Here is a 14929-nt window from a genome sequence, read left to right on the forward strand (position 1 = left end):
AAATAAAAAACGATAATGAATCCACTTCATTATCGTTTTTTGAGTACGTATTAGTCAACCTAACATTAATCACCCAAAATTTCTTGGTCAATTAGAATAAGTTTAGAACCAGGGAGAATTTTATGCAAAGTGCCTAAGTTTTCGCTAGTATAAGAATGCACACGGATAAATCCATGACCGTACTCAGGTTTCTTTTGATAGGCAGAAAAACCTGTTTTGCAGTTTTTGAGCGAAACGTTGCTAATAATTGTTTTAGACAAATCTTTGGAGGCAATCCCTATCACAGCATCTTCTATGGTTGTATTGATAACTCGTGCTGTTCCTTGCTCTCCCATAGAAATTCCTTTATCTCCTGCCTTTTTAATGGTACAATCTCGAATGGTGACAATACTGGTAGAAAAATCAATGGCATCGTTTCCTGTATTATTAAAATGACAATGAGCAACCGTTCCTTGACAAAAATCAGCATCAAAACCATCTCCAAAAGTATTGCTAATCGTGTTATATTGAAAATCAAAGTCAGAGCGCACAATGTTTAAAATATCCTCGCAACTATTTTGAGTAAATGTAGTGTGATAAATATCGACATTAGACTCATAAAAATTAACTGCGCCAGGCAAGTTCCAGCCTTTGTAAGAGAATGCTCCTAATTTAGAGAATAGCGTATGGTTAACCTGAGATTGCCCACCTGCTTGTATGACAGAAAAAGCACGAGCAGATTTATCACTCGACTTAACCACAATAGGAGCTGACTCTGTTCCTAAGAACTGTACTGGGGAATAGGAGAGGATAAAAGCGCTATTGACAATATCAATCTTAATACCAGGCTTAAATGTGATGTTATGACCAGCAGGAATAACAATGGGCTCATCAATGACAACACTCTTGTTAAAGATGATGTGAGGTTGCCCTGGTGTATAAACATAAGCTGGATGATTTTCTCTCAAGGTACTTTTTAGTTCTTGTACTGGACTCAAGCCCTCAGGAATAGGCCAAGGATTGATGCTAACATAAAAGTCTTTATCAAGACCAAGCACTCGGTATACGAAAAATTTAGCATTGTCAGGAACCTTGATTCGAACGCTATAGTCTGGCAAATCTCTAAATCTAGTCGTATAAAGAATTTGAGCTGTATCCAAGTAATTAATAACACCTCCTGATTGACTCATAGTACCTACTATTTCAATAGGAATTTGATGGCGATTGCAGACAGCAATTAGCCCTGGAGCTACTGTTTTGCTTTGAAGAGAGGCGCTATTGGGGTATAAGGCATTTAAAATATTGCTAGCTCGTTTATACATATAGTCAATAGAAAACGTATAATCTGGTTTCTCTTGTTGAACGACTTTTAAACGAGCATAAAGAGGCGTAGCAATAGATTTTGTGAATCCCTTTAAGTAAGTCTCTTCGGCAAATTTTTCTAAATATTGATGGTATTTTCTTAAAAAACCATTGTCTCTAAATAACTTGCGATGCAATTCTTTATTCCCTTTGATGGCAGATAAATCAATGCCCAAAAATGGCTTTTCTGGTGTGTGATCCAAGCCAATTTCTGTAAAGCCATCAAAGCCTACAGGCTCTAGTTTTCCTGTAACTGGATTGTAGTAATAACGTTGGTTGTGCCATGCAATACCATGATAGCCTGCCGTAATATCCATAATAGCATAATACTTGGCAAGTAAATCTATATCAAAAATTTCCTCTGCTGGCTTTAAACCGTATTGATATTGGTAAAGTAATTTTTGTGCAATTTTGTATTGTTCTGCCAATACGGGCGTTTTGAACGTTTTTCCTTCTGAAAATGGTTTGATATCAGGGCTACCAACAACAAGTTCGCCATCCAAATCCGCATCTAAATTGAATTGTTGTAATTGAGCTTCCCAAAAACCACTTTCTACAAATCGAATAATGGGTCCTTCTTTTTTCTTCGAAAATTCAGGCAATTGTTTCAAAAAATGTTCTTCATAAACATACAACCCCAAATCTTTGTGATTGAGTTTCATGTTGACAAAGTCGTAACGAGTGGTTAAGATGTCCTCATATTTGAAAAACTCATGCAAAACCCATTCAAACAAATAGCCCCTTGTAGAAGGGTTTTGTAGAGAAAATGTTTTTAAGCGATTCCAAGATTTATCGGTTTGAGTGGACACCCGAAATGACCATTTGTCTCCCATTAGGTGATCTGTCCAATCCCCTTTTAAACGCATTTTGATGCTAATTTTTGCATCCTTTTGCTCTTTGGGAAAGATTGCTCCTTTTACCCAAGAATCATCAGAACTAATCAGCATACCCTGCTCTATGGCTTCATGGCGTTTTTGCTTTAGTTTGTTGTATTCTCCTTCTTTGACAAAAATATGGATATCGTCAGGCTGCCAACTTTTGACAATAGACGCTTCATAAGAACTGTTTTTAGAATACGAAAGGTTGTCAAAATAGACAGGATCTTCATTAAAGTTAAAACAGTAAATTTTGAGTGTGTTTTCTTGCAATGGTTCTGTAACATCCAAAAACACTTCTACTTGTTGCCATTGATCTGTAAATTCGAATTGCTCACTTTGAAGATAAACTGCCTTGCCGTCAAGACTGGTTAGTACTAATCGACCAGCTTGTTTAGAAGGAGAACGCATCCAGACTTTTACTGTAATTTCATCGCCAACATAGACATCATTCAGCTGGGTCGAAAAACCATATGTAATTTTGTTTTTACTCAATTCAATAGAATAACTGCCTTCGTATGCTTCTGCCTTAGTTTGTGCAGCCGCACCACCTACTTTGTACCCATCCAAAACAAAAAAATCTCCTTCCTTTTTTTCTGCATTTGCTAGAAGGGTTCCTTTGATTTCTTTTTTGTTAAATGCATTCCACGCATAAGGAGCAACCACTACTATTCCAAGTATCAATAAAACGACTATTGATAAAGAGACTAGTTTTCTGAGTAGAATGCTTTGTTTTTGCTGTCTTTTTTTAGCAGAATTTGTTTTTATAATCATAGCTATAGTGGTTAATAGTCCGCTAATTTTTTAGTTTTTTGCTAAAAAGTATCTTAGATTAAGTTGATAATTAGGTTTTAGTGTGTTTGTAGGCTGTAGTATTGATTATCAACTGCGAAGCACTCACAACGTAATCTAATACGATTTTTGACAGACTAGTACTGGTAATACAACTGTAATACGTTATCTTATTGTGTTAATAAAATACCATTGACGTACTTGCTATTTTTGGACAAGCGAAATGGCAAGAAACGTGTAATACGTCGTAAATCTTTTTCATCTTCTCGTTCGTACTTGAGTTCTACAATAACAACGTGATCTCTATGCAAGTACTGTTTAAAATTGGGAGAGTGTAGCAAAGAGTGGAATCGCAAATTAGAATCAATTGTAATCCTAAATTTACCATCTTTGGTTCCCCAATACGAGCGTTCGTAAGAATTTAATAAAGTAGCTTGTAGTGCGAATTGTTGCGGAACCAAGTTGTTAACCTCTTTTTGCAATCCTTTGATACCAGATAATTCAAAAGGAGAAAGTGGAAAGGTAGTTTTACCTCCCAGCTCATTTTCCTTGTATTTTATTTCTAGTTTAGGAGCAATGATGGTTCTAATATCATCTCCATACCAACGGGCACGGTATTTTTTGCGAACATTAATCCCCATTAAATTTTCATTTAGACAAACCATATTAGGAGTGTCAAAATAAATGTTGTTAACGGTTCTATTGGGATACAGTTTATAAAAAGAAGCGGGATGCGATTTTATAATCTGTCTAATGTGTGGCATGGATAAGTTTTCCACCCTATATTTTCGTTCAAAACGCATAACTGTATGAATTCGTAAGCCAACCTAAAATACTTTACAACACAGGTATGTTGATGTGTTTAGACAATTAAGTCTGGTTGATCAACAATAGAAACGGTTGTATTGGGTGTAGAAGTAATAATTTGTTCTTGCATAGCAGTAATAGACTCTAAGCTAGAAGCTTTACAAATAAATGTAATATCTACTCCAGTAGACATACGATCCATTCTTTTTAATTCTACATAATCCATTTTTTCTTTTAACACACTTACAAAAGCGTCAATATTGGTTGTTTCAGAGGCAATATTAACATACAGCATATTTTCTTTAGAGTATCGGCTGCGATCTTGAATTTTGTAATTAATAAATAATAAAACCAAAATGAATAAGACTGCAATACTAGCCAAAATAGGGTAGTTAGCTCCTGTTGCCAACCCAATACCAATCACTAGAAATAAATAAATTAACTCTTCTGGATCTTTGATGGCAGCTCTAAAACGAACGATAGATAATGCTCCAACCAATCCCAGCGAAAGGGCAATAGATGTTTTGATAATTGTGATGATAAGTACAGTGGTCAATGCCAAAGGAATAAAGTTGGTAGCAAATTTTTTACGATTAGCCACAGCGTTACCAAATCGCATGTAAAATTGACCTAGTAATATACTTAAAATAGTTGCAACAATTAGGTTGAGCAAAAATGCATAAATGTTAATAGAATTGTTGAAGTTCTCTACAAGTTGTTCTATGTTCATGTTTGAATAACTGAGCTATTAGTTAAGTTAAATGGCAAAGGTTTTAAGCTCCATGGACCTATTTTTTAGGATTAAATAATAGTATGATTGGAGTTGTTTAAAAAACCGATAAGATTATAAAGGATAGTAATAAAATATTACTATTGATATTTTCACGGCAAATATACTCAAATTGTCCTAAGCTCAATAAGAAAACAGAAGTAATGTTAAGTTAAAGTAAACCAAGTGTACTATGAACTTAAATTTTGAATAATGTTAGGTTAGGTTTTGATGGATTTTTCATCTATTCTTGAAATTAGATGAACGATAACGTTAAGGTATAAACAAAAAAAAGCCATGTTCGTCTAAGATGATATAAACAAACATGGCTTTTTTAGAATAGTTGTAGTTTTATTGGAGACCCAATTCAGTTTTCATCAAGTCCAAGATATTTCTAGATTCATCAATGTACAAAAGAAATTGTCCCCCTGTATCTAAATCTATAATAGCGGTAAATTTGTGCTTTTCGGCTACTTTTTTTATACCAGCATTTACCTTTTCGAACACAGGCTTTAATAATTCTTGTCGTTTGCCATCAATCTCTTTGCGAGCCGTTGCATAGTAATTTTGGATTTTTGCTTCAAGATTTCTAATTTCTTCGACTCTGGTTTCTTGCAGAATTTGAGCCATCCCAGCTTTTTCCTTCTCAAATGCGGCAACTTTAGCTTTGAGTTCATTTTCTAAAGCAGTGCCGACACCTTGTTTTTCGGTACTCATCTTTTCGATTTCAGCTTGGATGGTCTTTGCTTCAGGAAAAAGAGAAACTAATTTAGAAGAACTAAAAAAGCCAATTTTTTCTTGTTGCGCGAAAGCAGATGAAGTGATTAAAAAACTAGAGATTAGGAATAAAAATAAATATTTCATTGTGTGAGGATTGATTTTTGGTAAAATGATGGCTATTAAAATTTCAAAGATAACAGAATTTTGCTTTAACAGACGAATAGTTTACGGTATCAATATAACTGAAAAGGTGTTTTAATCATAAAAATCATCAATAGGCATATTACCAATGATAATATCTCCGTACAAGGCTTGAACCTCCTTGGTATCAGTAGGTACTTTGGTTTTAGAAGAATTTTGAACAGCTCCCAGCTTACTAGATGTTTTAGGTGCCGTAGCTGCAACGTGCTTACGTGGATAAACAAACTGAACGTTGACTTGAATGGTTTGGTTGATAGCTTTTAACTGTTCTCCTTTTAAAATGACATTACCTTTTGATGTAAGGCTAGTTGGTATTTTTACGGTCACTTTAATGGTTTCCTTTAGTGCGTTACCGCCAATTGTGACCCCTTGTTTTAAGTTAGGAGCTTCAAGAACAAAGGTTCCCTCTTGTGATTTTGTAGTCAACTGATAGCGATTTACTTTTTGAAGCTGCTCTATAACGGTTTTGGGGTAATTGACACTAATTTCTACATCAACTACAATGTTTTTGGTTTTGCTTTGCTGAATAGAAAAGTTGCTATTTGGAATGTCAATTTGAATGGCATTTTTGTCTTTTACATTAAAAACCTGTTGTGCAAAACTGCTATTGGCAAACAATAGCACAGTCATTGCTAAAAATAATTGTTTCATTAAATGGAATGTTTTGATTTGATAATAGTTAGCTGCGCTGCTACTTCGTGGTCGTTGCAACTGAAAGTTATGAACAAACTACTAGTTGTGATAGATAAGTATGTTTTAAATGAATGCTAATTTATAAAGTACTAAGTCTACCAACGCCTATTTAGATGATTGGCTTAAGGTAGAAGTATACGCTTTCGTTGGTCAAAATTTGTGCCATGATATTTGAGTGAAATATGGTCGCATAAAAACTTATAGAGTATAAAAAGGAGGAAAAATGGGCTTCCAAAACGGACTAAAATAGCTCAAAATAGCCTTAAACAGCCATTTGTCCGTTTTGAATGTAAAATTGTCCGTTTTGAATGTTTGAAGTACTGTTACTTTGTGAGTATGAAAATAATATCCGTTTTCGTCCCAAATATTTATTATTTCAAATAACACAAATTTACTCCAATGAAATATTTATTTACATTCCCCATTGTGTGTTTAAGCTTCTTGATAAGCACCCATTTAGTAGGGCAAACAATAGACGATTTAGCAGAAAAAAACTACAATCAACAAGCAACAGATTTATCCATTCTTCAGCAAGTCAATACGCATCAACCTAATCATGCAAGAACAGCACCTCCCGCCCCTGCTGCTACGGGGGATAATTTATGTGCCCCAGGAATGACGGCAACCTTAACAGCAACGGCATCTTCGGGCGGTACTCTTGATTGGTATAACGTTGCTTCTGGTGGCACTTCTATAGGAACAGGGGCAACATTTAATCCTGTGGTTACGTCAACTTCTAACTATTGGGTAGAAGAAGTTGTTGGAGGAGGGGCAGGAGGAAGCAATAACTTGGTTGCTCCTTACAACTCCAACAATGGGCAGCGAGGCTGTATGTTTGATTTGACAGCTGCCAATACGGTTACCATCAATAGCTTTGATGCTAATTTATATGCAGGCACGACCGCCAATTATGAAATATATTATAGAGCAGGCACACATGTAGGTTCCGAGAATAACGCAGGCGCTTGGACATTGCTTGGTGGAGCAACAGGAATTACATCTGTTGGAAATAATCTACCTACATCCTTGCCAATTCCTGTTGGGGTGACTATCCCCGCAGGGCAAACGTACTCTTTTTATATTACGAATGATTTTGGAGGAGGTACATCTTATACAGATGGGACTGCTGTGGGCAATTTTTTAGCATCAGATGCCAATTTGACAATTTATGAGGGTGTTGGCAAATCGTATCCTTTTGGATTAACATTTGCAGTTCGAAATTTTAATGGAACCATTCATTACTCAACAGGCGGAGGTTCTTGTTCTAGCCCTCGGACATTGGTTACTGCAAATGTGAAAGAGCCCACATACGCTCCAACAAATATGTTGACTAGTTCTAATGCGAGCTGTACTGTAACGGAGTCGGGCGTTGATTGGACCTATTATTACAATACAGCCAATCCTAATGATTTATTATTTGCGATTGCGCATGATCCTATGAATTTAGGGAATAATAATTTTACAGCACAAGCGCATATCCAAGTACGAAACAACTCGACAACCAATTGTTATACAAGAGAAAATATTCCTCAACAACTTGCTCGTTTTGTAATGGGGCGTTATTGGAATGTAGATGTGTTGTCTGGAAATATTGTGGATCCTGTTTGGGTTCGTTTTTATTACCAAGCAGCAGAGCGTACAGCTATGAATGCGGCGGCGGCAGCTTGGCAGGGAACCAATGGAGGTGTTCAAAGTCCAGTTTACTTCTTTAAAACCAATGGCGCACCATTTAGTATTGCTTCATCTTTGCATTCAGAAGGTGTATACAATAGTTTGGAATTGACGAATTTTGTAGATAATCAAGCTGCTAGTAATGGAACTAACTATGTTGAAATTCATGATATCAATAGTTTTTCGGGAGGTGGTTTAATTACAGGAGTAGTGCCAGTAGGAGGGACAACGACAGGAACAGCAATTCTATTGGATTTAAAATTATTGGATTTTTCGGCTAAACGAGTTGCGCAGAGTGTGGATTTAACTTGGCAGACCAAAGATGAATACAATATGAGTCATTTTGAGCTGCAACGTAGCCTTGATGGAGTTCATTTTGAAACAATTGCGCATACTTCTGCTCAAGCAAAAGGACAAGCCAATCATTATACATGGAAAGATGAAGTGCCTTATTTAGGACGAAATTACTATCGTCTAGGAATGGTTGAAATAGGAGGGGAGGTAAGATATTCGGACGTAAGAGTCGTATCCCTAGAGGATGTAACACCTTATACGATGCGTGTGGCACCGAACCCTTTTGGAGATGCCTTAACAATAGAGGTATATACCAATTCGTCAGAAGTGACACCAACTTCTATTCTAGTTTACAACGCCCTAGGGCAGCAGGTGTATGCCGCTGAAAAAGTATTGCAAGGAGGGCAAGAACGCATTCAAGTTGCAACAGCAGACGATTGGCAAACTGGATGTTATACCGTAGTGTTGCGTAGCAATCAATTTACACAACAAAAACAGGTTATTAAACAGTAAATGCAGAAAGACAAAATGTTATATCATCAAGCATTACTATACAATATAGAAAGATAGAGATAGCTTTCGGGGGAAAGCTAGATTTGTTGCACACCACAGCTAAATTTTAGTTGTGGTTTTTTATTTTTAGAAACAGAAAAAGAAAGCTTACTTTTAAACATGCTCTTATATTATTCAGTTATGTATTGGTAAGTGGATAGAAAAAATCATAAGTAGCAGCCTCATATCGCAACTCAAATCTAAAACAACAACTCTATGTTCTTCTTTCGATTGATGATTGGATTTTTTTTAGCTATAAATTGTTCTTTTGCGCAAACTGTTGATGAAAATTTAGAAAAATATTGGCATTATCGAGCTCGCTTAATTGGTACAAACAATGAATGTGGTTTTTTGGACATTGGTTTAGGTCGAGGAATGAGCTTGGCAGCTTCTGAGCGGTTTCCTGATGCCGATTGTGCGACGAACCATCATCTCAAAAACAATGATTGCCACCTTTCAAAAGGATCAGGGCGAATGCATTGGGGAGATGCAAGTCTTTATCATGGACTTTATTTGGCAATATTGGCATTAGAATATAAGAACTTAGAAATTGCGAAACAAAATACAGATGCTGTGGCTCAGGAATTGTGGTATGCTTTAGAAGCTTTTGAACGACTGGACTCGATGGCAGAAGTAGTCCTAGGGTTGCCTGGTAAAAAAGATGGTTTTTTTGTGCGAGATGATATAGACGGTGATTTTTATTTTAAAAAAAATACAGCGACCAATAAGCGTTTTTCGAATGAAAATGAGAGCTACAATTGTATGTCTTCTGCGATTAGCTGTGGCGAGCCTTCGGCAGAATCGGGTTCTTTTATTAGTCAAGATCAAGTGATTGGACTATTTATTGGATTTTGTATGATCGATCAATTAATTCCCAATCAAAGATATCGGCATAATTTGCCAACTTTTGGCGAGAAAGTTCGTGTTAATGTTGATCGAATTGTTAGTTATATGATGAAAGACCGTTGGAAACTAAAAATGCCTGATGGTACCCCAATTCCTGATAAATGGGGAGGAAATGCAATTGGATTGAGCTTTCCAATTAGTACCATTGCCAATCAGTTGACCAAAGGAGAATATGAAAAAAATTACCACAAAAAAGGCGCTTTGCTTTTAGGTAGACCCATTTATGATTTGTTACAACTTTCTTTGGCTTTTCAACATCCCACCAATGTCGTTTTAGCATTAGCAAGTATGAGCCTATTGCCCAAAAGAAGTTACAAAGCATTAGGACGAAAGAGCATCAAGCACGATGTTATTATTTACCCTTTAATTCGATCTGTCTTATTTCATCAAAAGTTATTCAAAAAAATAAAACGCAGCGATTTTGAGTTGATCTTAAACGCTGCGCCCTATGATGGTCCCTGTTTTGGTTTAGAAGATTGTACGGCACCTAATGGATGGAAGTCGTTTAACCGATGGATTCATCCACATTTTAAAAATGGAAATCCCTATGGTATTTATAGCGAACTGCCAGGGTTAGATTATATGTTGTTGTATAATTTGTATCATTATTATTATCACAAAGACTTGCCTAGTTATCAACAAAAACTACGCTAGTTCAATTGTAATTGGTTTAACCTTGTTGCTTGGCAGCGCGTTTAGCTTGTCTATTTGCCCTTTGTTCTTTATAATAACCTTTCTTAGGCTGTTTCCATTTGAAATTAAGTGTAATCGCAGGAATAACAGGAAATAGAGAAACTTGATAAGACTTTAATTCTACCTGTCCCGAAAGGGCATCTGTTTCGGGAGTGGTATAGGTGAAAAATACATTCTGACGATTGTAGACGTTGTAAACAGATAGTACCATATCGGCTTGAAACGGTTTTTGCTTTTTTGTTAATCGGAAAGATAAACTCAAATCCATTCGATGATAAGCTGGCAAACGAGCGGAGTTGCGTAATCCATATTCTAACGTTGGGGTAAAATTAACCATATACACAGACTTGATAGGAGTGTACGGAGCACCAGAGCCATAGACAAAAGTAGAACTAACTGTAAACCAGTCAAAAATATCATAACTTAAAACAACAGACAAATCATGGGTTCGATCAAAGCCTGCTAGAAATGTTTTGCCTCGGATATTATCAAAAGTGCGCTCAGAACGAGAAAGCGTATACGATATCCAACCTGTAAAACGCCCTTTTTGTTTGCGCAAAAACAACTCTAAACCATAAGCTCGACCACGCCCAGAGATAAACTGATCTTCTAGGTCTGTGTCTGGCGTAGGTGTATAATCTTCGGCATAATCCAGCTGATTGAATAAATCTTTATAAAAGACCTCAATAGAAGCCTCAAAAGTATTGTCTAAGAAGTTGTGGAAATATCCTAAGGCATATTGAAGCCCCCATTGAGGACGTACTTTTTCTGTACTAGGCACCCACAAATCAGTCGGCAGTGTACTTGTAGAATTGCTAACCAAATGGACATATTGCCGTCCCAATGTTACTCCTGCTTTAATGGATGAAAAAGGAGAAACTGTTGCTTTGCCACTAAATCTAGGTTCTACCCCAAAGTAGGTTTTGACGGGCTCTAACATGCCATACGTACGTGTAGTATCTACTTTGCCCGTATAAGGACCCACCTGTTGAAACATAGAGAAACGCATTCCTACATTAACACTAAAGATTTTACTAATTTTCCAATTGTCTGTAATATAAAGCCCTGCTTCATGCGAGCGTTTGCGGTCTGGATCAATGATAAAAGCTTCTTCCCCAGAAAAAGCCTCTGCTCTATTGGGAGTAAATGTATGATAAGTATAATCTACCCCAAATTTGATTTGATGGCGAGGATTGGGATAATAGTCAAAGCTAACTTTTCCTCCAAAATCTCTAATGCCAGAATTTAGCTTAAATGAGAATTGTTCTTGTCCTCCTGATACAGAAAAATCATAATCGTTGTAAACAAAAATAAAGTTCATAAAGAGTTTGTCATCAAAAATATGATTCCAACGTAGGGTTGCCGTGGCATTTCCATAAGGCATATCAAATACAAAACCTCGATCTGGATTTTTTAAATTTAGAACATCTCGTCCAAAATAACCACTTAAAAACAATCGATCTTTGTCGGTGATTTGGTACTTTGCTTTGATATTCAAATCATAAAAATAATAGTTGGTTCCCTCAAAAGCGGTTCCTTGAATAAAAGGTTGGGCAACATCAAAAGCATACGTGCGTCTACCTGAAACAATAAATGAGCCTTTTTTAGGAACAATAGGACCTTGAACGGTTAACCTTGAAGAAATAATTCCAATACCTCCTTCTATACCAAATTTATCATCATAACCATCTTTCATTTGGATGTCAAGAACAGAAGATAATCTTCCTCCATAGTTGGCAGGCATTCCTCCTTTGATAAGCGTTGCTTTTTTAATTGCATCTGAATTAAAAACAGAGAAAAAACCTAACAAATGCCCCGCATTGTAGACAACTGCTTCATCTAGCAAAACTAAGTTTTGGTCAATACCACCGCCACGAACAAAAAATCCTGCGGTTCCTTCTCCAGCAGATTGTACGCCAGGCAATAGTTGGATGGTTTTTAGCAAATCCACTTCTCCCATCAAAGCAGGAAGTTTTTTTATCTCGCTCATCTCCAATTCTACAGTTCCCATTTGAGTGCTTTCCACATTGGTATTTCCACGTTCGTCTGTTACAACAATAACAGAATCAAAAACAGCACCACTAGATAGTTCAATATTAAACGTCGTATCTTGCGTTAGATTAATGGTTATTTTTTTATCCTCATAACCAATATAACTTGCTACGATAGTGTATTGACCTGGTTTGAGGGATAAAGAGTAAAAACCATAAACATTAGATGTAACACCGTCCAAGGTGTTGTTCTCGTCATAAATGTTGGCATAAATTAAATCTTCTCCACTTACAGCGTCCTTGATGTAGCCGCTCATAGTAACTCGTTTTTGGGCGAATAGAGATGTGCTCAATAATAGAAAGAAGCAGAAGAGTTTATAGTTAACTTGCATTGTTTGTTAAGGCTAATTTATCAATCAATACGACTATCTATCAGAATAGGATGCTTAGTCGTTCGGTGCTTTGTGGTGTCGTTTTTAAATTTACTACAATTAAAATGATTTTGCTAGAAAAGAGTTTAGTGAAAACCTTAGAATTATAAAAAATAGCTATTCCTTAACATTCCAACATGGTGTGCGTATTTTTAAGGCAAAAAAAAATTAAAATCCGAAAAGAGAATAGGGCGTTTTTACTAAATAGAAAAATATAAGGTAATTCTTGTTCCTGTAGATGGTTCTGGTCCTAGGTCATCTGTTTGTATCCGAATTTCTTTCTGCATGGTTTGATTCAAAAACTGAATTCTATGTTGAATAGCTTCTGTTGAAAAACCTGTATGAAGATGCAGTGTTTTTTCTTTCATTTCATTGGCTTTTTCTTGTCCAATTCCATTGTCCTCAATTACACAAACCAAAAAATCCCCCTCAATACGAAACTCAACCAAGAGCTTTTTTAACCCTTTTTTGTGAAACAATCCATGTTTGATGGCATTCTCGATATAAGGTTGAATAAACATGGCAGGTATTTGAATCTCTGTTTGTTGTTCAAGGGAGACGAGGCAATTAAAGGTGACATTTAATTGTTCGCCAAAACGTAATTTTTCAAGATCAAGATAAAGGCTTAAAATTTCCAATTCGTTGTTCAAAGAAATGAATTGTTCTTTGGAAGACAAGAGAATTTTTCGGATTAAGGCACTAAATTTTCCTATATAAATGGTTGAGTTTTTAATGTCTTTCATTAGCACCAAATCCTGAATGGAATTGAGTGCATTGAAGATAAAGTGAGGGTTCATTTGTGCTTGAAGGGCTTTTAAACTAAGCAAGGCTACTTCATCTTGTTTTTGCCGTTCAAGTTGTTCATAAGCAATATTTAAAGCTATTTTTTGTTGCCTAATAATTCTAAGCCGAGATGAGATATAGAGCAATAATAGCAGGACTAGCAGCGTAAAGATAACCACTCCCATTAAGTTTCTTTTGCTCTGAATAGCCCTTTCGTTGGATAGTAATAATTCTTTTTGGGTTAATTCCTTTTCAAGTTTGTGCTGATTGGTTCTATATTTGGTTTCTAGAGAGGCAATCAAGGTAGCATTTTTACCTTTTCGGAGGCTATCTACCATGTTAAATTGGTTTTTTAATAGTTCCAATGCTCCTTTGTAGTCTTTTTTTAGTTCAAAAAAGTTTCTTTTAACTTGATAATAATTGATCAAAAGGGAGGGGTTCTTGAATTTAGGAGCAATGGCATCTAGTTCAGCAACAATTTTTTGCAGTTCAAGTACATTTTTCCTAGCAACATGTATTTTTCCTATAAGCGTAAGTGTTTGACTTAAAACCTTAATGTCTTTTACCTTCTTAGCTATTTCTAACGCTTTTTCATAAAACGGAATGGCTGTTAGAGTATCTTTTTTCTTGAGGTAGGCATTGGCAACGACACTATAAGAAAGAGACAAGCCGTGAAGATTGTTCACTTGTTTTTTAAACTCAATGGCTTTTAATCCATAATAAATCGTACTATCTATTTGCTTTTGTTTCAGAAAAAAAGTAGCTAAATTACTATAAACTAATCCAAAACAATAAGGTGTTCTAGAAGAGGGTAAGTCATCGCAAATACCCGCACATTTTTGATTGTATTGAATGGCTTTGGCGTACATTTTTTGACTATAAAAAAGACCGCTTAGACCAATATAACAAGAAGCTACAATCTCTGTCAATTGGTTTTCTTTAGCAATTTTTAAAGCATTTAGATACTTTTGAGTGGCCTCAGATAGGTCGCCCTTCATTTGTAATAATGAGGCATGTTCGGTTAAAACACCTAAGTGTTTTTTTTTATCGGACACATGAGGCAAATAGCTATAAGCTTCTTCAATAACCGTAAGGGCTGAATCAATGGTATTGGTAGAGGTTAGGTAATAGCTGTAGTAGATACACAAACCTATCAAATGATGGTATTGTTTGTACTCTTTTGCCAGTCGAATACCTTCAAGAATGTAGACAATACTCTTTTCTGCATCCTTTCGAATCGTCTTCGTACTTAATTCAAGTAAAATTTCCAATTTAAGTGTGTCATGAGGACTTGTTTCTAAAGCGATTTCGAGAGAATCTAGTATGGCATCTTGTGCTTTAGAAGTAGACGGTTGTATAAAGAAAAATAGGCAAAAAATATAGAATAAACGGACGTAATATTGTTTCATA

General features: G+C 35.9%; 9 protein-coding genes. 2 read left to right on the top strand and 7 right to left on the bottom strand.

Annotation, left to right across the window (positions count from 1 at the left end; all coding sequences use genetic code 11):
- Positions 1 to 65 precede the first annotated feature (65 nt).
- The 5 genes from CG11_RS01315 to CG11_RS01335 all read right to left on the bottom strand — a co-directional run bounded on the left by CG11_RS01315 (position 66) and on the right by CG11_RS01335 (position 6156).
- Positions 66 to 2990 carry a CotH kinase family protein gene (locus tag CG11_RS01315; protein WP_052592322.1) on the bottom strand — a complete coding sequence of 975 codons (2925 nt, stop codon included), beginning with the start codon at positions 2988 to 2990 and terminating at the stop codon, positions 66 to 68.
- 188 nt (positions 2991 to 3178) lie between these two features.
- On the bottom strand, positions 3179 to 3811 hold the full coding sequence (locus CG11_RS01320) for a polyphosphate polymerase domain-containing protein (RefSeq protein WP_052592324.1): 633 nt from the start codon (positions 3809 to 3811) through the stop codon (positions 3179 to 3181).
- Positions 3812 to 3870: 59 nt separating this feature from the next.
- Positions 3871 to 4545: a DUF4956 domain-containing protein gene (locus CG11_RS01325; RefSeq protein WP_052592326.1), complete on the bottom strand. Its 675-nt coding sequence runs from the start codon at positions 4543 to 4545 to the stop codon at positions 3871 to 3873.
- A 390-nt stretch (positions 4546 to 4935) separates the two neighbouring features.
- Positions 4936 to 5448, bottom strand: coding sequence for an OmpH family outer membrane protein (locus CG11_RS01330; protein ID WP_052592328.1), 513 nt, complete (start codon positions 5446 to 5448; stop codon positions 4936 to 4938).
- A gap of 111 nt (positions 5449 to 5559) precedes the next feature.
- Positions 5560 to 6156: a hypothetical protein gene (locus tag CG11_RS01335; RefSeq protein WP_052592330.1), complete on the bottom strand. Its 597-nt coding sequence runs from the start codon at positions 6154 to 6156 to the stop codon at positions 5560 to 5562.
- A gap of 441 nt (positions 6157 to 6597) precedes the next feature.
- Between CG11_RS01335 and CG11_RS01340 the strand changes: the two genes are divergently transcribed.
- Together CG11_RS01340 and CG11_RS01345 are read left to right on the top strand one after the other, a co-directional pair.
- Complete coding sequence (locus tag CG11_RS01340; RefSeq protein WP_052592332.1) at positions 6598 to 8676, top strand: T9SS type A sorting domain-containing protein; 2079 nt, start codon at positions 6598 to 6600, stop codon at positions 8674 to 8676.
- Positions 8677 to 8931: 255 nt separating this feature from the next.
- Positions 8932 to 10275, top strand: a complete 1344-nt coding sequence (locus tag CG11_RS01345; protein WP_156039616.1) for a hypothetical protein — start codon at positions 8932 to 8934, stop codon at positions 10273 to 10275.
- Between the two features lie 16 nt (positions 10276 to 10291).
- On the opposite strand, the gene CG11_RS01350 is transcribed toward CG11_RS01345, so the two are convergent.
- Positions 10292 to 12622 carry a TonB-dependent receptor gene (locus CG11_RS01350; protein WP_063832982.1) on the bottom strand — a complete coding sequence of 777 codons (2331 nt, stop codon included), beginning with the start codon at positions 12620 to 12622 and terminating at the stop codon, positions 10292 to 10294.
- 314 nt (positions 12623 to 12936) lie between these two features.
- The gene (locus CG11_RS01355; RefSeq protein ID WP_052592336.1) at positions 12937 to 14928 is read right to left on the bottom strand and encodes a histidine kinase; all 1992 of its coding nucleotides are present in this window, start codon (positions 14926 to 14928) and stop codon (positions 12937 to 12939) included.
- Position 14929: the final 1 nt, after the last annotated feature.

Source organism: Aureispira sp. CCB-QB1 (assembly GCF_000724545.1).
In the GTDB taxonomy this organism is placed as follows: domain Bacteria; phylum Bacteroidota; class Bacteroidia; order Chitinophagales; family Saprospiraceae; genus Aureispira.

Bases quoted from the DNA above. Each gene is read 5' to 3' on its own strand.
- CG11_RS01315 (WP_052592322.1), bottom strand. From the start codon at position 2,990: ATGATTATAAAAACAAATTCTGCTAAAAAAAGACAGCAAAAACAAAGC.
- CG11_RS01320 (WP_052592324.1), bottom strand. From the start codon at position 3,811: ATGCGTTTTGAACGAAAATATAGGGTGGAAAACTTATCCATGCCACAC.
- CG11_RS01325 (WP_052592326.1), bottom strand. From the start codon at position 4,545: ATGAACATAGAACAACTTGTAGAGAACTTCAACAATTCTATTAACATT.
- CG11_RS01330 (WP_052592328.1), bottom strand. From the start codon at position 5,448: ATGAAATATTTATTTTTATTCCTAATCTCTAGTTTTTTAATCACTTCA.
- CG11_RS01335 (WP_052592330.1), bottom strand. From the start codon at position 6,156: ATGAAACAATTATTTTTAGCAATGACTGTGCTATTGTTTGCCAATAGC.
- CG11_RS01340 (WP_052592332.1), top strand. From the start codon at position 6,598: ATGAAATATTTATTTACATTCCCCATTGTGTGTTTAAGCTTCTTGATA.
- CG11_RS01345 (WP_156039616.1), top strand. From the start codon at position 8,932: ATGTTCTTCTTTCGATTGATGATTGGATTTTTTTTAGCTATAAATTGT.
- CG11_RS01350 (WP_063832982.1), bottom strand. From the start codon at position 12,622: ATGAGCGGCTACATCAAGGACGCTGTAAGTGGAGAAGATTTAATTTAT.
- CG11_RS01355 (WP_052592336.1), bottom strand. From the start codon at position 14,928: ATGAAACAATATTACGTCCGTTTATTCTATATTTTTTGCCTATTTTTC.